This is a genomic window from Robbsia sp. KACC 23696, from assembly GCF_039852015.1.
GTDB lineage: Bacteria > Pseudomonadota > Gammaproteobacteria > Burkholderiales > Burkholderiaceae > Robbsia.
The window spans coordinates 345,248-370,635 of sequence record NZ_CP156627.1; the positions used below are offsets into that span (position 1 = coordinate 345,248).

At 61.1% G+C, this 25,388-nt stretch carries 20 protein-coding genes; 6 read left to right on the forward strand and 14 right to left on the reverse strand.

Features of this window, described 5'->3' with window-relative positions:
- Window positions 1–101: 101 nt before the first annotated feature.
- From ABEG21_RS16335 to ABEG21_RS16350, 4 genes are all read right to left on the reverse strand, one after another.
- Window positions 102–506: a RidA family protein gene (locus ABEG21_RS16335; RefSeq protein WP_347557699.1), complete on the reverse strand. Its 405-nt coding sequence runs from the start codon at window positions 504–506 to the stop codon at window positions 102–104.
- Window positions 496–1,659: a DSD1 family PLP-dependent enzyme gene (locus ABEG21_RS16340; protein WP_347558055.1), complete on the reverse strand. Its 1,164-nt coding sequence runs from the start codon at window positions 1,657–1,659 to the stop codon at window positions 496–498. Before ABEG21_RS16340 ends, ABEG21_RS16335 begins: the two co-directional genes overlap by 11 nt.
- 4 nt (window positions 1,660–1,663) lie before the next feature.
- A complete protein-coding gene (locus ABEG21_RS16345; protein WP_347557700.1) occupies window positions 1,664–2,344 on the reverse strand; it encodes an HAD-IA family hydrolase in 681 nt (226 codons plus the stop codon).
- 163 nt (window positions 2,345–2,507) lie between these two features.
- Window positions 2,508–3,416 carry a LysR family transcriptional regulator gene (locus ABEG21_RS16350; RefSeq protein WP_347557701.1) on the reverse strand — a complete coding sequence of 303 codons (909 nt, stop codon included), beginning with the start codon at window positions 3,414–3,416 and terminating at the stop codon, window positions 2,508–2,510.
- Between the two features lie 216 nt (window positions 3,417–3,632).
- Between ABEG21_RS16350 and ABEG21_RS16355 the strand changes: the two genes are divergently transcribed.
- The 3 genes from ABEG21_RS16355 to ABEG21_RS16365 all read left to right on the forward strand — a co-directional run bounded on the left by ABEG21_RS16355 (window position 3,633) and on the right by ABEG21_RS16365 (window position 5,705).
- Window positions 3,633–4,322, forward strand: a complete 690-nt coding sequence (locus ABEG21_RS16355; RefSeq protein ID WP_347557702.1) for a cation:dicarboxylase symporter family transporter — start codon at window positions 3,633–3,635, stop codon at window positions 4,320–4,322.
- Between the two features lie 94 nt (window positions 4,323–4,416).
- Window positions 4,417–5,316 (forward strand): aldose 1-epimerase, encoded by a 900-nt coding sequence (locus ABEG21_RS16360; RefSeq protein WP_347557703.1) that lies wholly within the window; start codon window positions 4,417–4,419, stop codon window positions 5,314–5,316.
- A gap of 188 nt (window positions 5,317–5,504) precedes the next feature.
- Window positions 5,505–5,705 carry a hypothetical protein gene (locus ABEG21_RS16365; RefSeq protein WP_347557704.1) on the forward strand — a complete coding sequence of 67 codons (201 nt, stop codon included), beginning with the start codon at window positions 5,505–5,507 and terminating at the stop codon, window positions 5,703–5,705.
- Window positions 5,706–5,803: 98 nt separating this feature from the next.
- On the opposite strand, the gene ABEG21_RS16370 is transcribed toward ABEG21_RS16365, so the two are convergent.
- The gene (locus ABEG21_RS16370; RefSeq protein ID WP_347557705.1) at window positions 5,804–6,700 is read right to left on the reverse strand and encodes a LysR family transcriptional regulator; all 897 of its coding nucleotides are present in this window, start codon (window positions 6,698–6,700) and stop codon (window positions 5,804–5,806) included.
- Window positions 6,701–6,910: 210 nt separating this feature from the next.
- Between ABEG21_RS16370 and ABEG21_RS16375 the strand changes: the two genes are divergently transcribed.
- The gene (locus ABEG21_RS16375; protein WP_347557706.1) at window positions 6,911–7,519 is read left to right on the forward strand and encodes an NIPSNAP family protein; all 609 of its coding nucleotides are present in this window, start codon (window positions 6,911–6,913) and stop codon (window positions 7,517–7,519) included.
- Between the two features lie 17 nt (window positions 7,520–7,536).
- Here the strand turns inward: ABEG21_RS16375 and ABEG21_RS16380 are convergent, their stop codons facing one another.
- Entirely contained in the window at window positions 7,537–8,760 is a 1,224-nt protein-coding gene (locus ABEG21_RS16380; protein ID WP_347558056.1) for an aminotransferase class V-fold PLP-dependent enzyme, read from the reverse strand.
- Between the two features lie 252 nt (window positions 8,761–9,012).
- On the opposite strand from ABEG21_RS16380, the gene ABEG21_RS16385 reads away from it, so the two are divergent.
- Window positions 9,013–9,870, forward strand: a complete 858-nt coding sequence (locus tag ABEG21_RS16385; protein ID WP_347557707.1) for a PA4780 family RIO1-like protein kinase — start codon at window positions 9,013–9,015, stop codon at window positions 9,868–9,870.
- Between the two features lie 4 nt (window positions 9,871–9,874).
- Here ABEG21_RS16385 and ABEG21_RS16390 read toward each other — a convergent pair whose 3' ends face one another.
- The 4 genes from ABEG21_RS16390 to ABEG21_RS16405 form a co-directional block, all read right to left on the reverse strand.
- Window positions 9,875–10,645 (reverse strand): aldolase, encoded by a 771-nt coding sequence (locus ABEG21_RS16390; protein WP_347557708.1) that lies wholly within the window; start codon window positions 10,643–10,645, stop codon window positions 9,875–9,877.
- A gap of 54 nt (window positions 10,646–10,699) precedes the next feature.
- The gene (locus ABEG21_RS16395; RefSeq protein ID WP_347557709.1) at window positions 10,700–12,112 is read right to left on the reverse strand and encodes a DHA2 family efflux MFS transporter permease subunit; all 1,413 of its coding nucleotides are present in this window, start codon (window positions 12,110–12,112) and stop codon (window positions 10,700–10,702) included.
- Between the two features lie 5 nt (window positions 12,113–12,117).
- Window positions 12,118–12,546 (reverse strand): MarR family transcriptional regulator, encoded by a 429-nt coding sequence (locus tag ABEG21_RS16400; RefSeq protein WP_347557710.1) that lies wholly within the window; start codon window positions 12,544–12,546, stop codon window positions 12,118–12,120.
- A gap of 152 nt (window positions 12,547–12,698) precedes the next feature.
- Window positions 12,699–13,586: a LysR family transcriptional regulator gene (locus ABEG21_RS16405; protein WP_347557711.1), complete on the reverse strand. Its 888-nt coding sequence runs from the start codon at window positions 13,584–13,586 to the stop codon at window positions 12,699–12,701.
- A gap of 109 nt (window positions 13,587–13,695) precedes the next feature.
- Between ABEG21_RS16405 and ABEG21_RS16410 the strand changes: the two genes are divergently transcribed.
- A complete protein-coding gene (locus ABEG21_RS16410; protein WP_347557712.1) occupies window positions 13,696–17,232 on the forward strand; it encodes an ABC transporter ATP-binding protein in 3,537 nt (1,178 codons plus the stop codon).
- On the opposite strand, the gene ABEG21_RS16415 is transcribed toward ABEG21_RS16410, so the two are convergent.
- The 4 genes from ABEG21_RS16415 to ABEG21_RS16430 all read right to left on the reverse strand — a co-directional run bounded on the left by ABEG21_RS16415 (window position 17,208) and on the right by ABEG21_RS16430 (window position 25,307).
- The gene (locus ABEG21_RS16415) at window positions 17,208–18,698 is read right to left on the reverse strand and encodes an efflux transporter outer membrane subunit (RefSeq protein ID WP_347557713.1); all 1,491 of its coding nucleotides are present in this window, start codon (window positions 18,696–18,698) and stop codon (window positions 17,208–17,210) included. The two genes, ABEG21_RS16410 and ABEG21_RS16415, sit on opposite strands and share 25 nt — an antisense overlap.
- Window positions 18,699–18,710: 12 nt before the next feature.
- Window positions 18,711–21,848: a multidrug efflux RND transporter permease subunit gene (locus tag ABEG21_RS16420; protein ID WP_347557714.1), complete on the reverse strand. Its 3,138-nt coding sequence runs from the start codon at window positions 21,846–21,848 to the stop codon at window positions 18,711–18,713.
- 1 nt (window position 21,849) lies between these two features.
- Window positions 21,850–23,022, reverse strand: a complete 1,173-nt coding sequence (locus ABEG21_RS16425) for an efflux RND transporter periplasmic adaptor subunit (protein ID WP_347557715.1) — start codon at window positions 23,020–23,022, stop codon at window positions 21,850–21,852.
- Window positions 23,023–23,147: 125 nt separating this feature from the next.
- Window positions 23,148–25,307 carry a TonB-dependent receptor gene (locus ABEG21_RS16430; protein ID WP_347557716.1) on the reverse strand — a complete coding sequence of 720 codons (2,160 nt, stop codon included), beginning with the start codon at window positions 25,305–25,307 and terminating at the stop codon, window positions 23,148–23,150.
- Window positions 25,308–25,388 lie beyond the last annotated feature (81 nt).

Sequence of the window (25,388 nt, forward strand, 5' to 3'; positions counted from 1 at the left end):
TTCTGGCGGTGGGCATGGGGTGCGGTCGGCCTGCTTTCGCGCGGCATAAGCAGCCCTCACGCCAGGTCCAACACCCATCATGCCACGTCTGCCCTGTCGGCTTAGCGCGTGACTGCAGTCACTTCCACCTCGATTTTGAAACCGAAATGCAGCGGACCGGTGGGCACGATCGCGCGCGCCGGCCGCGCCGCGCCGGCCCATTGGGCGTAGATCTCATTAAAACGTGGCCAGTTGTCGATATCGTCGAGATAGACGCGCACTTGCACCAGTTGCGCGACGCCGACGCCGGCAGCGGCGAGCGCCTGTTTCACATTGTCGAGCACTTGTGCCGTCTGCGCCTCGAACGTCGCGTCGATCAGCTTTTCGCCACTCGCCGTGATCGGCAACTGGCCCGACACGAAGACAAAGCCATTTGCAACGCTCACATGGCTGTAGTGACCGCCAGGACGCGCCAACGTCGGCGTATCGGGAAATTGCGGCAACTTGGGTTCGAACTCACCAACCATGAAATCGGCTCCATACAGTCAATTCGCCCTCGGCATCCAGGGCGTGATATTCGGGAAACTGCGCACCTGTCGCGCAGGCGTGATTCGGCAGGATACGGAGCTTCGTGCCGATCGGAAACCGATCGCGGATATCCACCGTATCCGATACCGCCGCCGAACCTGTCGAACCGTCGTCGATGTCGATCGGCGAAAGGATGCCATGCTCCTGATTCGCGCCGCTCAAAAGATAGCCCGCGATCGGGGTGCCGTCCAGCGTACACGGTTGACCGTAGCCGAAGTCGCGGTCTTGTTTGGACGTACCGCGATCGCGGCTCATCGCCATCCAGCCGGCGTCGAGAATGGCCCACCCTTTGTCCGCTTGATGCCCGATCACGGTGGTCAGCACACTCAGCGCGATGTCGTCGAAGCGGCACACGCCCACATTGCGCATCACCAGATCGAACAACACATAAACGCCGGCACGCACTTCGGTGACGCCCTCCAGATGGCGTGCCGCGAGTGCGGTCGGCGTCGAGCCCACGCTGACGCCTTCACAGGCCAGGCCGATATCGCGCAAGCGCTGCGCCGCGCGGACACATCCCGCCCGCTCTTGCTCGGCGAGGGCCTCCAGCGCGTCCGGCGTATTCAATTCATAGCTCGACCCGGCATGGGTCATGACACCGCCTATTTTCACATCGGCGTCGCGCAGGATCCGCCCGACTTCGAGCAGGCTTTCCTCTTCCGGCGTGATGCCCGAGCGGTGACCATCGGTATCCACTTCGATCCAGACCTCAAAGGCAACGCCCTGTTCGCGCACGAACTCGCCGACGGCCAGCGCCGCCGCAGGATTGTCCACCACGAGCTTCAGATCGCACCCCTTCTGCTTCAGCGCCATTGCCCGCTTCAACTTCGACGGATCGATGCCTACCGCGTAAAGAATATCGACCACCCCTGCAGCGAAGAAGGCTTCGGCTTCTTTCAGCGTGGACACGGTGATGCCCTTGGCGCCGGCGGCGATCTGCGCGCGCACGACCTCCACGCATTTCGTCGTTTTCACGTGCGGCCGAAAATGGACGCCCAGCGTACGCATGTGCTGCTGCATCAGCGCGATGTTATGGTCCATCCGCGGGACATCGATGATGGCGGCGGGGGTATCGAGCAGGTCGAGCGACATGATTTTATTCTGCATGGTGATTCGTTGCCTTACCGAATTGGGAAACCCAGGGCACGAGGCGATCCAGATGGGAGGACGTCAGGTCGGGGGCAACCGCCCCCTGAACCAGCGGTAAACCGACACGATTATGCCAATAAGTCCGCAGACCGACCGCGGCCGTCCCGAACATGTCATAGCTCGAACCGGCGACGAATGCCGCCTCTGCGGCGTCGACACCGAGTGCGTCGAGGGCCATGCGGTACGGCAGCGGATCCGGTTTGTAAACACCGGCCTCCTCAGCGGTCACGATGACATCCCACTTTACCGGGAAGATCGCTGCCGCTTGCCTGCCGAGTGCGACGGAGCAGTTCGTCACGATGGCGAGCTTGCAATGATTCTGCAGCTGTTGCAAAGCGTCGAGCGCGCCACTCCACGGCGCGAGCTGCAGCCAGTTTTCTTCCAACGCGCTCGCCGCCGAGGCCGGAAGGCCGACGTTGCTGGCAGCGTCGCGGACCAGCGTTTCATAAGCCACGTACCGGCCGCAGCCATAGGTCAGGCGCAGATACTCGGCGCGCCACGTCCGGCCCGCCTGCTCCGACCCGGCGGCTTGATTCCACAGCGTCCATGAATCCAGCAACGCAGTGAGCAGATCGAACAGGACAGCTTTCGGGTAAGCGCGGTCCACTGACGGTAGAGATGGCTTCAAGGCTTTGGCCCCTTTCATAATCGAAGTGATTCACTGACGCCGATTATAAAGTCGAAAAAAGCCGCATCCATTAAGACGATATAACTCTTACCTTTAACAAAATTGCATATTGGTCGAGAGGATCGCTGAAGGGACCATGCAGTGCCGAACCAGCGGCACGGTGTCATGTCGCCCGCCATTCCGGCGTGGGCTTGAACCGTTCCTGCAAAAACGTCATGAAGTGCCGCGTCCTGGCGGGCAAACCGGTCCGGTTATGCGCCAATGCGATGATATTGGCATCGCTGGTTTTCCACGCCGGCAACAGCCTGATCAGCCGGCCACTTCGCAGATCGTCGGCCACGTCCCACTCGGATCGCAAGATCACGCCACGGCCCTCGCACGCCCAGCGGCGGATGACGTCGCCGTCGTTGCAACTCAGCTTCGATGGCACCCGAACGCTACGCGTCGTCTTGCCTTTGCTGAAATGCCATAAGGAAGCATCCTCGTTATTTTCGGGAAGCACGATGCAGGGCATCTGCATCAGCTCATCCGGGCCGGCAGGCATACCGAAGCGTTTTACCAGCGATGGCGCCGCACAGACAAAGCGCGCATTCGGCGCGAGCGTGTGCCCGATCAGATTCGAATCGCGCAGTTCGCCGATATGGACAACGACATCGAAGCGATCCGACGTTTCCGTCAACGGACGATCGGACAGCGTCAGCGTAATCGTGACATCCGGGTGGTGCCGCTGAAATTCCGCAACCGCAGGGGCGATATATCGCCGGCCGAAGCCAAGCGGCGCATTGACTTTCAGGGTCCCGATCAGTCCTCCGCTGCGCTCGCGCAACTCGTCGAATAGCGCATCGAACGCTTGCATCAAGGTCCCCCCGCGCTGACACAGCAATTGCCCCTCCTCGGTAAAGAGCAGCTTGCGCGCGGTGCGATCGATCAACCGCATTCCCAGCTTCTTTTCCAGTAGTTGCAACCGTTGCGTAACCGCGGACGGCGACAAACCCAGTTTCCGCGACGCTGCGGTAAGGCTGCCGCTATCGCGAATCGTCAGCAGAAATCGGATATCGCCGGAGTCTGTCATTTTCAGTATGGTTAACTTTGATAGTTAGATAGATTAAATCGACGCCTCCCGTAGTTCAAGTACTCTCGGCGCATTCGAACGGGACGGCATGCAAACCGAAGACGCCGCACGCCACCAGACGGGCGGCCGCATGCCGCGTTCGCACCGTTCAAAAGCGATGGTGCAAAACGACATTCTGCAAATCGTCGTATTTGCCTGACCTTGACGTCTTACGTCATGTGGCTGGCACCCATCGGTGTCGGCGCGGCTTTGTGCGGCATTATCGCCATGCGCGGCCTCGGCATTCTGGTGTCGTACGGCAAGCTGATCGCGGGTTTCTATGCTGCTTTGGCGCTGCTGGTCGCGTTGATCGTCTGCGCGGGTCGATGGGTCCTTGGGAAGGACATTTATCGATTGCTGGCGTTGATGAAGAGCCCTTTTCTGATCGGTTTCGCGACGGCCAGCAGTGAAGCCGCTTTTCCGTTGACGATCGAGCAACTCGAACGATTTGGCGTGTCCCGCCGTATCGCCGGATTCGTGCTGCCCCTCGGCTATTCCTTCAATCTCGACGGCTCGATGGTGTACCAAGCCTTTGCCGTGATTTTTATTGCCCAAGCGTTTCACGTCGACATGAGCTTCATGCAGCAGCTCGGCGTATTGCTCGTCATGTTGATCACCAGCAAAGGCATGGCGGGCGTCCCGCGCGCGTCGCTCGTCGTGGTTGCCGCGTCGCTGCCGGCATTCGGTCTACCGGCTGCGGGACTGATGCTTATCCTCGGCATCGACCCGTTTTTCGACATGGGAAGAACTGCAGTCAGCGTTTTGGGAAACAGCGTCGCGGCGGCGGCCATCGCGAAGTGGGAAGGAAGCGCCGACGCCCTGAATGCGAAGACAGCGGCGGAAACGACCATCGAAGCCTCGCGCTGAGCGTCCTGCCCGCCGACCGGGCAGGCACCGATTCCGCCTATCTCACTTACACGCTACGATCCGCTTATCACACGATCTCGGATGCCTTGCCACGATGACCGCCTCGCCAGAACGCTTTACCCTCTCAAGCACGACGCTGGAAGCCCAACTCGTCCCGGAATGGGGCGGTCGCGTCGTGTTATTGCGCAGTCGCCCCGATGCTGTCGATCTAGCGGAGCCATTGCGTGGCGATACCTTCTCGCCAGTTTATTGGCCGAAGGGCGGCATCTATCCGCTGGTGCCCTATTCGAATCGCATTCGCAATGCGCATCTCCAATTCCGCGAGCGGTCGTTCAGCCTGCCTCCGCATCCGGAGGCATCGCCGCATACCTTGCACGGGGTCGCACAGACGATGCCATGGCAGGTCGTCGACCACACCGCGCACAGCGCGACGCTATCGCTTCACTACGAAGGGCCGCATTGGCCTTGGCGATTCAGCGCGGAACAATATTTCGTCGTCGAAGGGAATCATTTACATCAACGTCTCTCCCTGACGAATCGATCCGACACGGCGATGCCGGCCGGTCTCGGCAGTCATCCGTATTTGCAATTCGGTCCCGGCGACACCGCACACTTTCACGCCGAGCGCTCGTGGACAATCGACCGATTCCAGATCGCGACGGGGGAATCCGCCGTGCTGACCCAGGCCACCGTGATGCGCAAGTCGGCCCCCGACGATGTCGATATCGGGGGCTATTTCTCCGAATGGAATGGGATCTTATCGCTCGAACGCAAGGAGGGGACGGTGCGCGTATCGACGCCCGACTTCTCGCATCTGGTCCTGTTTGCGCCGGCGGGCCTGCGCTATTTGTGCGTCGAGCCGGTCAGCCACGTTGCCGACGGCTTCAATCTCGCGGCCCTTGGGGTGCCGCACACGGGCATGGAAATCCTGGAACCGGGCGCGACGTTGGAACGCAGCCTAAGCATCGAATGGATTCCGCGTCGCGCGACGTGAAGGAAAAAAGGTCGCGCATGTAGTGACGAAAACCCTCAAGAAACAAAAAACCGTGCCGATAACCTAAGGACGAACCGGCCAAAATCACTCACACCAGGCAGAGACGCTGCCTCTCGTGGATCCGTGCCCGGTCAGATCTGGTACCGCCTTTATGGCCAGCCAGACGCTAGGAATTGCCGAGGCACTCTATGAATCAAGCGCAGATCAGAAAAAAATTCCGAGATTTCGATGGCAATAACGCATCCATCAGCACCACGTCGGACGACTTGGCCGATTGGCTCGCGGAAAATCTCTCAAAGCTGCAACCCGCCGATGTCGATTTTCTCGTCGCGGTAGGACGTACCTTGTACACGTCGGAAACGGAGCAACGCTGGCGCGACGCGTGGTGACGCGTGCGAAAAGATAGCGACGTCTGCGTCTCGAGTCGTATTCGATAGGCTATAAGCAACCTGCTGTATCAGTGATCGCGCATCGCATTCGATCCACATCACGCGCCGAACGCCCCGACCATTGCATCGACGAAGCATCGCAGCTTCGGTGTCATGAGGCGATCGACGGCATAAAGCAAATGCATAGGCCGCGTAGGTATTTCATATTCAGGCAGCACGCGCACGAGACGCCCGGCCGCGACATCAGGCAGCAAGGCGCGCTCATACCCTGCGACGATGCCGAAACCGTCCAGCGCCGCGTGATGCATTGCAAACCAGTCATTCATCATCAATCGGCTCTCGACGGACACAACGAAGTCGCGCCCGTCGCGTAGAAAATGCCACTGTCGGTTTCGCTCTGCCGGCCAGGGCGCGAAGCCGATGGTCTGATGATCGGCCAGATCGGCCGGCGCTGTCGGTATGCCGTAACGCGCCAGATAGTCGGGCGACGCACACGCGAGCAGGCGATAAGGTTGCAGTGGCCGCGCGACCCAGGCGGTGTTATCGGCAATCGGCCCGATGCGGAACAGCACTTCGAAGCCGCCTTCCAAAGGATCGACCACACGATCCGACAAAGTCAATTCCAATGAAACGGCGGGATGCGCGCGCAAGAAGGTCGACATTGCCGGCATCAGGCCATAGCGCCCAAACGTCAACGATGCATTGACACGCAATCGACCACTGGGCGTGCGCTGCGCCGCGCTGGCCAATTCATCCGCCGCATCCGCTTCGGCGATCACGCGTTCGCATCGCGCCAGATAGAGACGACCAAACTCGGTCAGGCTCTGTTTACGCGTCGTGCGATGCAATAGCCGTGTTCCCACTCTGTGTTCGAGCGATTCCACGTGCTTCGCCACCATTTGCGGCGACATCTCCAGCTTTTGCGCGGCCGCCGCGAAAGACCCGGTTTCAGCCGCCAGAACGAAGACCGCCATGCTGGTCAACCGGTCGGGCATTCCCCACTCCTCGTTGTGAAAGTCCCCACTCTAACCAGATTTATCAATTCGAGATAGTCAATTATCGTGCATCGAATGCTGCGCGACAGCGTGGCAATTTTTCCGCGGTGAGCCTTCTGAAAAAGCGCCTTTTATTTTGAGATTTTGGCTTTCCGGTCGGTGAAGCAGGAATGCGCAAGCGGATAACGCTGCGCCAGGAGCGATACAAAAATGTTTTACGAACTGACGACCTTGTCCTGCGCGCCACTCGCGCTAGACGCGTCTTCTCGTGCCGCGCATGGCTGGGTCAGCGAAGGCGAAGGAAGACTGTTGGGTGCATGGCGCTCGGAAATCGGCACGCTGTTCCAGATAAAGATACTGCGCGGTTTCGAGACGGGGGACGCGCTTAAAAGAGAACGGCAGCGGGCGCTGTCGAGCCCCCGCCCGTTCGGCATGCAAGATAGGACGATGGCGCTTTCGATGGTGGGCTATGCGCGCTTTCCGTTTTTGCCGGACGTCGAGCCGGGCGATCGCGGCGGTATCTACGAATTTCGAACCTACCATCTCAAGCCTGGCGGACTGGCGCCGACGCTTGCTGCGTGGGAAACGGCAATCACGCCGGCGCGCGATTACACGGCGCATTTGGTGATCAATCTGTATGCCCTCGACGGGGCGCCGCACATCACGCACATCTGGGGTTTCTCGAGCGTGGCGGAACGCGCGGCGTTGCGCGCGCGACATTATGCAGACGGGAGTTGGCCACCACAGGGTGCCCCGCAACAGATCGCCCATGCCACCTCGACCCTTTGCCTGCCAGAAGCATTTTCGCCGCTGCGTTGAACCCCGCGCATCCAGCTTCAGGCAATCGCCTCGCGCATTGCCTGCAACAGCGTCTCGATCTCCTCTTCGCTCGTCAGATAGCTGACCGATACCCGCGCAATGTGCGACAAGCCGCGAGCGGTCATGTCCCAAGGCGTATAGCCCAGGCCATTGACGCTGATCGAGATCCCACGCGCGGCAAGCGTGCGCTGCAGCGCCGGCAGGTCCTGGCCGGCCACGTCGAACGACACGAGCCCCGCGCGCTCCGAGCCGAGGTCGAGAATCGTCACGCCCGGCAGCGCCACCAAGCGCTCGCGCACGGCACGGGCCTTGGCATCGATCGTCGCGCGGATGGCATCGATGCCGATCGCCAGCGCTTCTTCCAGCGCATTCGCCAGACCGCAATGCAAGGCAGCGGATACTTCGGAGGTCTCGAAGCACGCGGCATCGTCACGCACGACCGCGCGCAAGGCGACGGCACCATCGGGCTGCGTCTCGGACCGCACCGGTGCCGATCGGGCGTCGACATACGCGAGGTTCAGGCGCGGCATGAACGCCCGTCGAATATAAAGCAGCCCTGTGCCGCGCGGTGCGCGCAAGGCCTTCCGGCAGGGGGCCGTCAGCACGTCGCATCCCACGGCCGCGACATCGATCGGATATTGCCCCAGTGCCTGTGCGGCATCGACAAAATACGGAATGTCGTGACGCCGAGCCACCGCACCGATCGCCGCGGCCGGGTTGATCACGCCGCCGTTCGAGGGAATCCAGGTCAGGGCAATCAATCGAACACGCGCGTCGAGCATGGCGTCCAATGCGGCCGGATCCACTCGCCCCTCGGCGTCGCACGGAATCACCTCCACTGATACGCCATAGCGCTCGGCGACCAGCAGCATATTGGCCAGATTCCCGCCCCACTCATGCCGCCCCGTCAGAATGCGATCCCCCGCCTGCCACGTGCCCAGCGCGGCGAATGCCGCCCCCCAGCCGGCGGAATTGCCGGTCGTGATCGCGATTTCGGCAGGGTCGGCGTGAAGCATCCGTGCCGCCAGCGACCGCGCGTGCTCGGTGACCTCGCGTGCCGCCACGCCGGCCTCGATCGGACCGAGCGTCGCTTCGCGCCAGAGATGCGCATTGATCGCTTCCAGCGTGCCGCGAGACGGCAACGATGCACCGGCATGGTTGAAATGCGTCGTGGTTTGGAGGCCCGGGGTCGCGGCGCGCAAGGCGTCGATGCGTTCCGACGACAACTCCGGAGTCGGCAAAGAGGAAGCAAGGCTCATAGCGAAATTCCATTCAGACGTTCGATATTCAGGTGCCACACGATACCGCGTCATCGCGCCAGGTGGCGCAAATGTCGGCTTTCCGCCGCGTTCGGCCATTTCCGATAGGCCCGGCGCCCGTTTCGCGTAGAATTCGAGAATGACCTCTTTTACTATTTGCCTTCACCCCGCTTCCGCTGTCCACCGGACGCAATCGGCAGTCGAAAGCCGGCAGCCCCACCCGGTGTCGCACGCATGAAACCACCGAAACGTTTGATTCCGCTTGTCGAGGAAGGCCTGATCGACGAAGTCATCAGTCAGCTGATGAGCGGCAAGGAAGCCATCGTCTATGTGGTGCGCAGCGGCGATTCGATTCGCTGCGCAAAGGTCTACAAAGACGCGAACCAGCGCAGTTTCCGGCAAGCCTCGTCCTATCGGGAAGGCCGCAAAGTGCAGAATAGCCGTCAGGCGCGCGCGATGGAAAAAGGCTCGCGCTATGGTCGGCAGATGCAGGAAGAGGCCTGGCAAAATGCCGAAGTCGATGCCTTGTTCCAGCTCGCCAATGCCGGCGTGCGCGTCCCGCAACCCTATATCTGCAGTGATGGCGTGCTCCTGATGGAGCTGGTCGTCGATGCCGACGGCAATGTCGCGCCCCGGCTGAACGATGTGGAGATGTCGCCGGAACGGGCCATCGAACTGCATATGATGTTGGTTCGTCAAGTGATCCGGATGCTGCTCGCGGGTCTGGTGCATGGCGACTTGTCCGAGTACAACATTCTGCTGGCCGCGGACGGCCCGGTCATCATCGACTTGCCGCAGGCGGTCAATGCCGCCGGCAACAACGAGGCCGGCGCCATGCTGGAGCGCGATGTCGACAATCTGGCGACGTATTTCGGCCGTTTCGCGCCGGAATTGCTGGAGACGGCCTACGGCAAGGAAATCTGGGCCATGTTCGAGGCCGGCACGCTGCACCTCGACGTCCCGTTGAGCGGCCGGATCGCCGTTGATGAGACGCCAGTCGACCTCGATGGTCTGATGGAAGAACTCGAAGATACGCGTCTGGAAGAAGAGGCACGCATCCGCCACGAACAGGCCTTGCGCGCCGGCGACTAATCGCTCAGATCGCGCGCTCGTCGGGAAGCGCCAAGGTGCGTCGCAGTGCCTGGAAAAACAATTCCGACTGCAGGCGCTCACTCAAGGTCTGGCTTGCCACATGCGCCGCCAACGCCGCATCGACGGGTCGCAACGGGCGCCCCGTCGAGCGCGCCAAGACTTCCGCCGCACAAGCCCGCTCCAGATAATACAGATCGTCGTAAGCGTGATCGATGCGCGTGCCGCAAACGATGACGCCGTGATTAGCGAGAAAGACCACATCGCTGCCTTGCATCGCCCGCGCGATCCGTTGCCCCTCCCCGGCATCGAGCGCCAGGCCGTTGTAGTCCCGATCGATGGTGACCCGGCCGTGATAGCGCATCGCATTTTGCGAGAGCCGCGTGTCGAGGCCGCCGTCTTCGGTCAATGTCAGCGCCATCGCATAGGGCATATGCGTGTGCAGCACGCAGTGTTTGCCGGCGATGTCATGCACCGCCGCGTGAATGAACATCGCGGTGGGCTCGACGTCGTGCCGCCCGGCCACGCGCGTGCCGGATGCATCGACGATCACGATATCGTCCGGCGTCACCTCGCTCCACATCAAGCCGCGCGGATTCAGCAGGAACAGACCGTCGTCATCGGGCAAGGCCACGCTGAAATGATTGCATACCCCTTCGCTGAGGCCATGCAACGCGGCCGCGCGCAGGGCGAGAGCCAGGTCCTCGCGTAGCGCCCGCACATCGGCGCGCTGAAACAGCGGATGGTCGACAGCCGTGGCTGCAGCGTTGAGCGTCATAGTCGTTCTCGCGTTCCGGGGGGGGCACGTGCAATCCCACATTGTCGCAAAAAATCAGTCGCGATTCGGCCTTTGCACGCGCACGGGAAGGCCCATCGCCGCGAGAACGCAAAGGAGATGCATCGCCACAAGCACCAGAAACGCCCAGGCAAAATGCGACGCGTCGACTGGTGCGAACGGATGCGCCGCCGTCGCGGACGACGCAATGGTCATCGAAAGCAGTGTGGTCGCCAGCGGCCCGCCGATGCGCTGCACGATGTTCAACGCGGTATTCGCCACGGCCAACTGGTTTTTCGGGATGGCGGCGTAGGCGGCCGAGACCGACGGGACGCCGATCATCCCCTGCCCCGCCCCCGCCAGGAACAGGCTGACTACGGCGAGGGCGAAATGGAAGTGATGCCCCGCCATATAAACGAAAGGCAGCGCACCAAGCAGCGCCAGCAAGGCCCCACCCGCTGCCACACCGCGACAACCGAGACGCTCGGTCAAACGTCCCAATAGCGGAAACGTACACATCATGCCGACGCCCGTCGCGGCGAGCAGGCTGCCTGCATGGGCCGCAGACAGACCGCATCCGACGATCAGGAAGAGCGGCACCACCAGTTGTCGCCCATAGAGCACCGCATTGGCAAGGCACTGTGTCATCGCCGGAACCGCAAAGCGCGGCTTGGCAAAGATCCGCACGTCGATCAAAGGCGCTTTGCCGGCGCGTCCGTTGCGAATCGAATGCCAGCCGAACGCCGACAGCAGGACCATGCCCGCCAACGCCAAGCCACGCCCCTCCGCCCGGCTCGCATTCTGCAAACCGTCGATGAGCGCGACGAGACCGGGCGAAACGAGTGCGAACCCCAGCAAGTCGAAGGGACGGGCCTGCACCGCATCGGTGTCCGCAGGAAGCAGGCGCGCGGCCATCACCACGCCCAAGGCGCCGATCGGGACATTGATGAAGAAGAGCCAGGGCCAGGACGCATGTACCAAAATACCGCCGGCCAGAACCGGGCCGAACACCGGTGCCAATAAAAGGGGGAGTGCCGCGAAACCCATCACTTTTTCGATATGGCGACCGGCCACGCGCCCGATCATCATCTGCGCCATCGGCGCCATGATGCCGCCAATCAAGCCTTGCACGATGCGTGCGGCAATCAGCTCGCCCATGCTTTGCGCCACGCCGCATATCACCGACGCGACGGTAAAAGCCCCGAAGCAGAAAAGATAGACACGCTTGGCGCCGACCCGGTCGACCAGCCAGCCGTTCAACGGCAGCATCAGCGCCATCGCCAACAGATAGGCGCTGACGACCCATTGCGCGGTGGCGATCGACGCGTGCAGCGTCTGACCGATCGTCGATAGCGACACATTGACCAGCGTCGAATCCATCTGCGACAGGAAAGGACCGATGGACACGACGCCCACCACTTTCCAGATGGTCGGATCGATCGGCTCCGTCGCGGCAGGATCGGAAGACATGCGACTCATTGGACCGCCAGCTTGCGAATGATGCCCGCGGCGCGGAACAAGGTGTCGCGCTCTTCCTCGCTCAACTCCTTGATCGCCTGTTCGAGCCAGAGTTGCTTGCGCGCGCGTTGTTGGGCCCGCCTTTGCACGCCGTTCTCGGTCAGTCCGATCAGCATCTGGCGCCCGTCCGTCGGATGCGCTGTCCGAACCACCAGCGCCGCGTCCTCTAGCGCCGCGATCGTCGTGCCCATCGACTGCGGTTTCATCCCTTCGGCCCGCGCGAGCGCGGCGATCGTTGCTGGACCGTCATGAGCGAGGCGCGACAAGACAATGGCTTCCGTCATCGAGAGACCGTCGCCGTTCGGCATGCTGCGCATACGGCGCAGGAACATCCCGATCGATTGCATGAAATCGGTCACGGACTGGGAAAAAGAGGAAGAGATCATCGTGGACCGAGCAAAGGGTTAAGGCAGTCCACGAAGGATGACGCTAAACAGGTAATCTTGCAAGTTTACCTTGCAATATAAACGCAAAAAAAAAAACGAACTCCTGGAACGGGTCTTTTGCGCCTGGGCTGCGGGCTGCATGCCGCGCGCGATCATGCCGACGTCGCGGCAGTCGCTTCCGCTCGCAAAAAGTCGACCAGCCGATCCGCCATGCGATGTTCCCGTGCCGACCCGCGGCGCAATACGTAGCGCCATGAGGACACGCGCACCAACTCGGGCCGCACGCGAACCAATCGGCCACTCTTCAACTCCGAATCGATCAAGGGCATGCGCCCCAAGGCCAGGCCCGCGCCCCCGACGGCGGCACCGATCACCTGACTGAAGCTGCTGAAGCGCACGATTTTTCGCTCGAAATTGTCCGGCAGCACCATGTCGGACGCCCAGGATCGCCATTCGAGCTCGGGAAAGTCGCGATGTTCCTGTTGCAATAAGGGGCACGCTGCTGACGACAAAGCCTGCGCATGCAAGGCGGGACTGCATACCGGAATCACCGATTCGCGCAGCAGCAGCACGTCGTTCGGCAGCATGTCCTGTTCGGAGGCATGCAGGATCGCGATATCCACCGGCAATCGATTGACGTCCGGCGGCCCCTCCTCGATGATCGAATTCAAGGCGATATCCGGGTGATGCGCCGAAAATTCCGCGGTGCGCTGCGCCAGCCACATCGACCAGAAAGACATATTGGCCGAGACGGTCAGCCGCGTGGCGGATTTTCGGATGTCCTGGCAGGCAGCCTCCAGCAGCGATAGCGCCTCCGCCGCGGCAGGCAGCAAACGGGCGCCGTCCGGCGTCAGCGAAATGCCGCCAAGGCCCGTACTGCGCTCCAGCAAGCGCACGCCCAATGCCTCTTCCAATCCGCGGATTTGATGACTGACCGCACTGGTCGACACGTTCAGCTCAGTCGCGGCACGCGCAAAGCCGCCAAGGCGAACGGTGGCCTCGAATGCGCGAAGCGATGGCAGGGACGGGAGAGCAAGCATGGAGGTATTGTAACTTGCTCAATACCTCGTGAGAAATCGTCTTTTGCCACCGTCGTGAAGTCAGGATAACGTGCAATCTGACTACACACCGCTCGAGGGAGACCGAGGCATGTATTTCGACCGAACACTCTGGGCCTTGATGGCCGGCCTACGACTGCGCGTGGCGGGCGCCGTGGGCCTCGGCCTGCTGGCAATGGCTTTTGGCGTCCTGCGCTTCGTCTTTATCGGACGCGTTCTGGCGCTGGTGTTCGCCGGTGCGCCAGCGCGCTCGGTGGCGGTCGACGCTGCCGCGGCCCTCGTTTGCATCGTCGTGCGAACCTGGCTCGACCATCGTCGGATCGTAACGGCACAAGCCACGGCGGGACGTATTCAATCGCTGCTGCGCGCACGCCTTTTCGATCGCATCGTCGCGCTCGGACCGGCCTGGTTCGGTTTGGAGCGGACCGGCGGCGTGATGCTGGCCGTTGTCGACGGCGTGGAGCAGCTGGAGACGTTTTTCGGTTCTTACGTGCCGCAATTGATCATCGCGGCCTGCGCGCCGTTGATGATTTTCGGCATTCTCGCCTGGTGGGATATCCCGACCGCATCCGTCCTGTTGATCGCCGCCCTCGTCACACTGGCACTGCCGATGACGATCCACCATGCCGACAAGCGCGCCGCCACCGCACGAGCGACGGCTTTCAAATCATTTGGCGAAGCGTTTCTGGACGCCGTGCAAGGCTTGCCGACGCTGAAGGCATTCGGTCAAGCCGAGCGTTTCGCGCAGAAGCTGGCCGCACAGGCGCGGGCGCTTTCCAACAGCACGTTCTGGGTCCTGGCGCTCGGCTTGCTGACACGCTTCTTTACCGATCTCGGCACGGCGCTTGGTGCCGCCGTCGCGATCGCGCTGGGGGCATGGCGCGTCCGGCACGGCGAGATGCAGATCGATGCGCTGCTGATCGTCTTGATGGCCGGCACCGAAGTCTTTCGGCCGTTGCGCGATCTGCGTGCCGTGCTCCATCGCGGCATGATGGGTCAATCCGCGGCCTCGGCCATTCATGCATTGCTGCACGCGCCGCAGGACAGCATGCCGACCGAGGCGGCACGCATCGACGATCTCGGCGCCGATATCGCGTTCGACGGCGTCGGCTTCGCTTATCCGGGCCGTCGCCTCGACGCGCATGCCGATCTCAGTTTCCGCATCGAGGCCGGCCAGACCGTTGCCGTCGTCGGGCCGAGCGGTGCCGGAAAATCGACGATTCTGCGCTTGCTACTCCGACAACACGATCCGCAAACCGGGGCGATACGCATCGGCGGGCGCGACCTTCGTTCACTCGATCCCAATCAAGTACGCGGCATGATGGCGATCGTGTCGCAAGACAGCACCTTATTTCATGGCACGATCGCCGAGAACCTGCGTCTCGGCAGACCGGGCGCAAGCGATGCGGAGATGGTCGCTGCCGCGGTCGCGGCGAATATTCACGATTTCATCGCCGCGCTGCCGGCGGGATACGAGACGCGCGTCGGGGAGCGCGGCGCCACGTTCTCCGGTGGTCAACGGCAGCGCATCGCCATTGCGCGTGCCTTGCTCCGCGATGCCCCCATCTTGATTTTGGACGAAGCGCTATCCGCCGTCGATGCGGAAAACGAAGCGATCATTCAACAAGCCTTGGACCGTCTGATGGTCGGCCGCACCACATTGATCCTCGCGCATCGGCTGTCCAGCGTCATCGGTGCCGATCGCATTTTGGTTTTGGACGCCGGCCGCGTGGTGCAGCAAGGCACGCATGCCGAATTGATCAGGCAACAAGGCATGTATGCGCGCCTGATGGGCCCGCAACTCGGCGGGGCAGCCGAGCAAAACCTTGTCTTGGAAACAGCAGGCGGCGCGACACGTGCATCGGCCCCGACGAAGACATCCCTCGCCGAAGACGCCCGCGAAATCGGCTGGGCCAGGACACTGCAAACCTTACTGCGCTTTATCCGGCCCTGGCGCACGCGGCTGACATTGACCGTGCTGTGCGGGATCGGTCGCGTTTTGGCGTTTATCGCCGTGAGTTTATTGGGATCGCTGGTCGTCGCCGGCGTCGCATCCGGGCGCTCCGTCACGATGCTGACCGTCGGCTTGTTGATTGCCGCACCGCTTGCCGCGACCTTGCATTGGCTGGAATCTTGGCAAGCGCACGATATGGCGTATCGCCTGCTTGCCGAGATGCGGATCGCCTTGTTTGCCAAGTTGACGCGGCTGGCACCGGCCTATCTGCTCCGCCGTCGTTCCGGCGATCTGGTGGCATTGGCGACGCAGGACGTGGAGACGATCGAATATTTCTACGCCCACACCGTCGCCCCGGCCTTCGTCGCGGTCTTGATACCGGCGGCGGTACTGATACTGCTGGCATGCGTGGCCTGGCCCCTTGCGCTGGTGCTGCTGCCCTTTCTGGCATGGGCCGGACTGAATCCGATCTTCGCGCGGGCAAAGATCGACAAGCTTGGGGCGGAGGCAAGAGCCGGTCTCGGTCAATTAGGCGCGCACCTGACGGAAACGATACAAGGTCTCGCGGAGCTATCGGCATTTCAGGCAACCGACGCCCGCAAAGCCGTATTCATGCACGATGTCGCGCGCTATCAGCGCGTGCGTTCCGCGTTGCTCGACGATCTCGCAAAGCAAGGGGCCGCCTTGGAAGTCGCGACCGGCGTGGGCGCGCTGGCGGTCACGCTAGTGGGCGCCGTGCTTTGTGGGAAAGGCTGGATTGCGCCTGAATGGCTGCCGTTGCTGACACTGGTCTCGGTTGCGGCATTCATGCCGGTGTCGGAAATCGGGCAGACCGCGCGTCAGCTGGCCGACACGATTGCGTCCACCCGTCGCTTGCATCTGGTTCAGGAGGAGCCGGATCCGGTGCGCGATGGCGACCTGCCTATCCCAAAAAATCCCGCGGTATGTTTCGACGCGGTTACGTTTGCCTATCCGGGACGCGATATGCCGGCCCTGGAGCGCGTCAGCGTTCGCATCGAGCCGGGCACGACCGTGGCGATCGTCGGCACATCCGGCGCCGGCAAGTCGACCTTGGCGAACCTGTTGCTCCGATTTTGGGACCCGCAGGCGGGCACGATAACGCTGAATGAAACGGATCTGCGGCATATCCGTCTCGACGATGTCCGTCGCCATATCGCACTGGTCGGCCAAGACACCTATCTCTTCAATGACACGCTCGAAGCGAATATACGACTTGCGGGACCGGATGCATCCGACGATCAATTACAGCAGGCCTTGGAGCTTGCCGCATTGCATGACTTCATCAAACAGCTGCCCGAGGGGTTGAACACACGCGTGGGAGAACGAGGCGTGCAACTCTCCGGCGGGCAACGCCAACGTATCGCGATCGCACGCGCGTTTCTGAAGGATGCGCCCATCGTGATCATGGACGAAGCGACTTCGCAGCTCGACACGATCAACGAGCATCATATTCATGCGACGTTCGATACCTTGAAACGCGACAAGACGGCGATCATCATCGCGCATCGACTATCGACGATCAAGAATGCCGACATGATCGTCGTGATGGACAACGGCCGAATACGCGAAATCGGCTCGCACAGCGTGCTGCTAGCAAAAGGCGGGGCGTATGCCAGGCTGGTCTCGCATCAATCGGGGTTAGCGGCTGCTTGATCGCGCGGGAATGATGCCGGCATGTCATCGCCCCGCACGCCGCCTCCCAACGCTTTATACAAAGCGACGGCATTGCTCAGCGCCGCGCTGTGCAATCCCAGCAAGCTATCCTGCGCACTGTACAACGCACGCTGCGAGATCAATAAGGCCAAACGGGTATCGAATCCGGCGCGGTATCGCGCATCGGCAAGGTCGACGCGTTCCGCGGCGCTGGCCACCACCGCTTGCTGCGCAATGATCTGCCTGCCGTAGGTTTCCCTGCCGGCCAAGCCGTCGGCAACCTCGCGAAACGCGATCTGGATGGCCTGCTCGTACTGCGCCACGGCAACCGATTTACGCAATTCCGCCACGCTCAGCGCGGCGCGTAAGGCGCCGGCTTGAAAAATCGGCAACGTTAATTGCGGTGAAAAAGACCACGCCGACTGATCGCCCGTGAAAAGCCCCCGCAAAGCCGGGCTCGTGTAGCCCAATGTCGCGGTCAAGGACAGCCGCGGAAAAAAGGCGGCGCGCGCGGCCCCAATGTCCGCATTCGCGGCGATCAATAGCTGTTCCGCCTGCCGCACGTCCGGTCGTCGCAACAGCAGATCGGACGGGACGCCGGCGGGCAAGACCGTCATGACGTCATCCTGCGCCAGCGTCGTAAGTGGGATTTGCGGATCGGGCAAATCCGTGCCCACCAGCAACCGAAGCGCATTGATCGCGACGCGCTGCGCGCGGATACGCTGTTCGACATCGGCCTCCGCGCTGCGTACTTGCGACTCCGCCTCGGCAACGTCCAATCGGCTCGTCTGCCCCGCCTGCCGTAAGGCGCGGGACAAGGTCAACGAGCGCTGCCAATCGGCAAGGGTTTTTCGCGTCAACTGCAACTGTTCCGTTGCAAGCTGATAGGAGAAATACGCGTCTGCCACGGCCCCGATCAACGCGATCTGCACCGACATCCGGCCCTCCTCGCTCGCGAAATAGCGGGCCTTTGCCGCATCGGACAAGGACTTCACGCGGCCGAACAAATCGACCTCGAAGGCACTGAGGCCTACGGAGACGGTATAGTCGTTCACCAGATAGCCGGACGACGCCGACGTGCCCTCGAATGCCTGACCATATTCCCCCGCATCGAGCGGAAACCGTTGCCGCGTGGACGACGCATTTGCAGCCAGCGCGGGCAGCCGACTGGATCTCGCTATGCGGTATTCCGCCGCTACCGCGGCCACATTCAACGCCGTGACGCGCAGATTCCGATTATTGCCCAGCGCGCGTTCGATGAGCTGCTGCAACGCGCGATTCGCAAACATCGATCGCCAGCCGATTGCCGCGGCGTTATCGGTCGATGCGTCGCGCATCGTCGGCGTTGCCGAAAAGACCGCCGGAAACGCGGCCGGCACGGGCGCGTCGGGCCGGACCATTTTCGGCGCAAGACTGCATGCCGACAAGGAGACGCCCACGCACACGCACAAGAAGCTGTTTTTCATTTTCAGCGCTTCCTATTCGCGGTCGCGATTCGTCGATGACGGTCGTCCGACCTTGAAACGGTCTATCAGGCGCTCCTGCACGGACATCACCAGGACAAAGAAAACCGGCACGAAGAAAATGGCCAAACCGGTGGCGGCGACGATGCCGCCGAATACGCCTGTCCCGATGGCATGTTGCGTCTCCGACGACGCGCCTGTCGATACCATCAGCGGTACGACGCCGATGCCGAATGCCAGCGACGTCATAATGATCGGGCGAAGCCGCATACGCGCCGCCGTCACGGCGGCATCGACGGCACTCCGCCCTTCCTCCCGTAACTGCTTCGCGAACTCGACGATCAAGATCGCGTTCTTTGCCGACAAGCCAATGACGGTGATCATGCCGACGCGAAAGAACACATCGTTGGGCATGTCTCGTAGCAATACCGCGCCGACGGCACCCAATAATCCCAGCGGCACCACCAGCAGTACGGCGACCGGTATCGACCAGCTCTCGTACAACGCCGCCAGAACCAGAAACACCACCAGCAAGGACAGCGCCATCAAGATTGGTGCCTGACTCGACGACGCCTGCTCCTGAAGCGATTGCCCGGTCCACTCGACGCTGAAGCCATGCGGCAGTTGTTGCCCCAGCCGCTCCATTTCCTGCATCGCGACACCGCTCGAAACCCCTGCTGCCGGAGCGCCGGAGAGCCGCACGGCCGGATAGCCTTGATAACGAACAAGCTGCAGCGGCGCATGGGTCCAGACCGGTTGCACGAACGCCGACAGCGGCACCATCTGTCCCTGATCATTGCGGACATAGAATTTCAAGACGTCGTCGATCTGCATTCTCGACGGGCTGTCGGCTTGCACGATGACCTGTTGCATTCGGCCGGCGTTGGGAAAGTCATTGATATAGGCGGAACCGAAAGCCGCACTCAAGGTCTCGCTGATCGTGGCGAAGGGCACGCCCATCGACAATGCTCTTATCCGATCGATATCCAGACGGACGCTGGCACCGGAGGGCAGACCATCGGCATAAACACCGGCGAGCAGGCGGCTCTTCGACGCAAGCGCGATCAGCGTGGCTTCGGCCTCTTTCAGCTTTGCATAGCCCTGATTGCCGCGGTCTTCCAGTCGCAAAGCGAACCCCGAACTGGTCCCGAGCGAGGGAATCGCGGGCGGCAGCAAAGACATGAACTGTCCTTCCGTTGTTTGCTGCATGGCCTTCTGTGCCAGCTCGGACTCGGTGCGAGACGATGAGCCGTCGCGCGCGCCCCAGTCTTTCAGCACCGTGAACATCAAGGCGGCATTCGATCCGGAACCGGAAAAACCATAGCCGACGATCGCCATATTGGATGCCACCGCCGTGCGGGAGGCGATGTGCCGCTCATACGCTTTCACGGCGACCAAGGTGCGTTCCATCGTCGCATCGGCCGGCAGTTGAATGCTCGTAATGAAATAGCCCTGGTCCTGCACCGGCAAAAATGCGGAAGGCAATTTCTTGAAAGCGGCGAAAAGCACGACGCAGAGCGCGGCGAACACGAAGATGACGCGCGCGACACGCAAGGTCAGCCGGATAAGACGCGCTTCGTAGGCAGCCGATAAGCGGTCGAATTTCCGGTTGAACCACCCGAAGAAGCCCTTTTTCTCCGCATGCCCATGCACGACCGGTTGCAAAAGGGTGGCGCACAGGGCGGGCGTCAGTGTCAGCGCCAAAAATGCCGAGAAGAGAATCGACACCGACATGGAAAGGGAGAACTGGCGATAGATGACACCGACCGAGCCGGAGGACAATGCCATCGGAATAAACACGGCAGTCAGTGCAAGGGTGATCCCGACGACGGCCCCGGTAATTTCTTTCATCGCCTTGCATGTGGCGTCGTAGGGAGAAAGCTGCTCGGTCGCCATGATGCGCTCGACATTCTCCACGACCACGATCGCATCATCGACGACGATGCCGATCGCGAGCACCATCCCGAACATCGTGAAGACATTGATCGAGAAGCCCGCGAACGACATCACCGCGAAGGTACCGAGCAAGGCGATCGGCGCGACGATGGCAGGGATCAGCGTGTAGCGAACATTCTGCAGAAAGAGGTACATGACGGCGAACACCAGCACCATCGCCTCGATCAACGTGTAGACTACTTTCTCGATCGATATCGTGACAAAGGGGGCGGTGTTGAACGGTATCGAATAGTGCATGCCGGCAGGCATCGATTGACGCAACTCCTCCAATCGATGCGCCACGCCTGCGGCCGTGCGCACCGCATTGCCGCCGGGCGCAAGCTGAATGGCAATGGCCGTTGACGGCTGGCCATTTTCACGAATGACGTAATTGTAGGTCTGTGCGCCGTAGTCGACACGTGCCACATCGCCCAAAAGCACCTTTGCACCCGATGTATTCGATCGGAGGACAATCTGCTTGAACGCGTCCGGCGTACCGAGTTGACCTTTTACGATGAGCGGAACCGTTACGCGCTGCCCGCTATCCTGGGGCGCCGCCCCGATATTCCCCGGGGAGGATTGCACGTTTTGTTCACTGATCGCGGTGATCACCTCTTTCATCGACATGCCGAACGTCAACAGCTTTGCCGGATCGACCCAGACACGCATCGCTTGCTCCGCGCCGAAAGGGACGATCCGACCCACTCCCTCGACGCGACGCAGCTCGTCCGTGATGTTGCGCGCCATATAATCGCTCAGCGCGATGCCGTCTAAGCTGCCCCCGTCGGATTTCAGCCCGACGATCATCAAGAAGCCCGACTCCGCCGCTTCGACGCTAATGCCACTTTGACGCACCGCCTGCGGCAGCCGAGGCTCGACCACCTTGATCTTGTTTTGAATATCGACTTGCGCCATTTCCGGATCCGTTCCGGATTTGAACGTCGCGACGATCGTGGCGGCGCCCGATGCATCGGCCGAGGACTCGAAATACAGCAGGTTCTTGATGCTCGACAGCTCGCGTTCGATCAGGCTGACGACCGAATCACTGATCGTTTGCGCGTCGGCACCCGCATACACGACGGTGATGTTGACGCTCGGCGGCGCGACGTCCGGATATTGCGTGATGGGCAGCGAGCGGAGCGCCATGACGCCGAACAAAAAGATAAACGCGGCAATGACCCACGCAAAGATGGGGCGGTTGATAAAGAACTGCGCCATATCACACCGCCTGCTTTGTCGCGGCATTCCGCCCCGAAGCATCGGCTTCGGGCGGATTCCACGGTTGCGTCGTGACAGCGCCGTTTTCGCTGACGCGCTCGGCGCCCTCCACGATCACCTTGCTACCGGCAACGAGCCCCTGCAGTACGATGTAGTCTCGAAAAACAAGGCTGCCCAATTCCACCGGCTGCAAGTGCGCCCGGCCGTCCTCGCGAATCGTCCAGACATGGGGACCGTTGCCGGAGCGCACCACCGCCTGCTGCGGAATCGTCAAGACAGCCGGATAAAATGCGAGGGGCACCCGTGCCCAGACGAACATCCCGGGCAACAGCGTGCGCTTCGCATTGTCGACGGTGATCCGCAGCAACACGTCATTGGTGCTCGCATTGACGGTTAGGCCGGAGAAAAGAATACGCCCCGCTTCCTTCAGTTGGCCGTGATCGGCATCGAACAGGGTAACGGGCACACCCTCGCTATGATCGTCCTTCGTCTTTAGCGTGGCGTTCGTCAATGCATCGCGTGAGGAAGCCGGTCGGCGCACATCGACGTAGACGCGATCGATTTGCTGGATCTGCGCCATCGACGTGGCGTCGCCGATGCCGACAAGCGCCCCCTCGGTCACCAATGCCTGGCCGATCCGTCCCGAAATAGGGGCCTCCACGGTGGCGAAGCGCACGTCCAGTTGCTTGCGATCGAGCGCTGCTCGGGCTTGCCTGACCTCGGCGAACGCCTGATCTCTTTTCGAAATGGCCTCGTCATAGGCCTGCTCGCTGACGGCTTCGATCGCTACGAGGGGTTGGATGCGATCGGCCTGCACGGTCGCCAACGTCAATGCCGCATCGGCCTTCCGAAGCGTCGCGGCGGCGACGTCACGGTCCGCTTTAAAAGGTTCCGGATTGATATCGAACAGTGCCTGGCCCTCTCGCACCTCCGCGCCTTCCTCGAAACGACGGCGAATCACGATACCGCTGACCTGCGGGCGTATTTCGGCGATGCGATATGGCGCAATGCGGCCAGGATATTCCTGGGTGAGCGTCACGTCGCGCGCTTGCACGACGAGCGCCGCCACCAACGGCGGGACGATGGCCGGCGCATCGGGTGGTGACCCGCTGCAAGCGGCGCAGAAGACGGCGGAGATCGCGAGGCTATAGAAATGACGCTGCGAAACTGGCATGCCCATCTGATTTCCTCGATACCCGCGATGGAAAGACCATGGTGAGTGACAACGAACCGAGGAAGGTTTCAGATTTTATCGGCGCTTCGGCAAGATGCTGGCGCGCCGAATGCCCGCTCGAACGACTAGAACTGCTTGGTAATACCCGCGTACACCGCGCGATACGGGCCATATTGCGGCGCGCCGACGCCGATCCCCGAACCGTCACGTAACTCGTAGGAGCGACCGAACGCGTTCTCGAGTGACACACTGACCGAGAACTTTCCGGTGATCGGCTCGTTGAATTGCTGTTTGACGCCGAAATTGAAGGTCGCGTACAGCGGCAACTTATCGGTATTCGCAAAGCCGCTGCGCAGCCCGCTGCCTACCAGGCCATCGATTGAAAAAGTCGTCTGGTGCAGCTTATAGGCCCCGCCGAACGAGGCAGTCACACGTTGGTCGTGATCGAGGAACACATAGTGATTGCTGATAAAATTCAACTCGTCCTGACCTAGGTTGAACTGGGCGGAATCCACATTCTCGCCTTGGGCACGACTGTAGGCGACATTCAAATAAGCATTCACATTGCTGGACCGATAGTTCGCGGTGAACTCCACACCGTAAACGCGGCCTTTTTGGTAGTTAAAAGGCGCGTAAATCAGCGCAGTGCCGAACTGCCCTTCGTCCAACAGCTCTTTCGCCTGCTTGTAATAGCCATCCAGTCCAACGGTGACGGTGGAGGACAGTTTCTGCGAAATGCCGACGTCGTAGTAGTTACTGCGTTCGGGCTGCACCGGATCGTTTTGGGTAACCTCGGTTGCATTCGTCGTTCCGGCGAACTGGCCGATCGTGGTGCCCGATACCAGCTCGAAGGAAGGCGGCGTGAAATATCGCGCATACCCTGCATGTACCGTCGTGGTCGGCGTAAGTTTAAACACCGCCCCGATACGGGGGCTGATCTGACTCGCGTTGACGTATTGGTCCATCCCGTCGTAACGCACACCGTAATTGACCGTCAAGCGGTCCGATAACTGCCATTCGTCCTGCACATACGCACTCCAGAAATATCCTGTTTTGCTACTAGCGCTTTGAATGGCGTACGGCACGTCGGACAGTTGGTTCCCCTCCGCATCGGTCGCAAACACGCTGACGTTATCTCGAAATTGCGCGTGCTCCTCCTGAAAAAGCATCCCGGCGCGTAACGTATGCGCGGCGTTCCGACGATACGTGATGTCCGTCTGGATACCATTGGCTTGATCGTTGTGAAAGTCGTTCGATGCCACGCCGTTGAACATTAAGTCGCCGGCAGTGTCGGGCGTGAATTGGGTCCGCGTGTAGCGTGTGAAAAGCGATACCTGATAGTCGAGCGATGCACCGATAGTCCCTTGCAAAGAAACTGCGGCAAAATTGTTCAGCTCCGACTGGTTGTCGTCAAGCGTGGACGAGTCGAACCCATCATGGCCCACGAGCGCGTAATTCGTCGCGAGACCAGGCGTATTCGGCAATTGAAACTGGTTGCTCGTCGTGCCAAACATCACACTCACGCGCGTGCTCGGATCGATCACATACGATAAGTAGCCGAAACCATCCCCTTGACGTGTGTGATCGTGCAACGGAGTACTGCTCGACGTCGGCGATTCGATTCCGAGATTGTTTTCGCCTAGCGACCCGGTAAAGAAATAGCTGAACGCACCTTTCGTTCCGTAAACATTGGCACTCGTTTTCAGTGTCTGGTGGCTGCCGCCAAACACGCTCACCGCACCGCCACTGCCCTCTTCACCTGTCCTTGTCGTGATATCGATGATGCCGGCAGTGCGATAGCCATATTGCGCCGGTAAGGCACCCGTCAGCACATTGACTTGATCGATGATCCGCGTGTCCAGCGCCTGGCCAAATCCCGAGATTGCTTCGGGAATAATCACGCCGTTGATGCGATATTGAAGATCGGCATGATCCCCCCGCACGTGCAGTTGCCCATATGAGTCGTCCGCTACGCCAGGCGCCTGTAGCAAGACCTTATTCAGCGGCGTATCTGCGCCTTGAGGGAGGTTATCGATATCCCTGCTCGTGATGCGATATACCGAACTACCCGTATCGGGAGAGAGGCCGTTGCGCGCGTCGTCGAGACGCTTCGCGGTCACGGTAAGCGGTACCAATGCGGTTTCGCCGCCGGTTGGGGCGGCGGTTGCGCCGGATATCGTTGGATCGGATGCCGCGTCCGTTGCATCGGCCGCGGCAAATACCGGACCGGTTAGCGATGCGCTAAAGAGCAAAAATACAAGGCGGGCAATCGGTGTTTTTGTCATCGCTTTCTGAGACCGGATGTTGAAAGTAAGGATATCGAAATACTTTTGTAATGATGGAATGCAAAGCGGTCGCCATGGCTG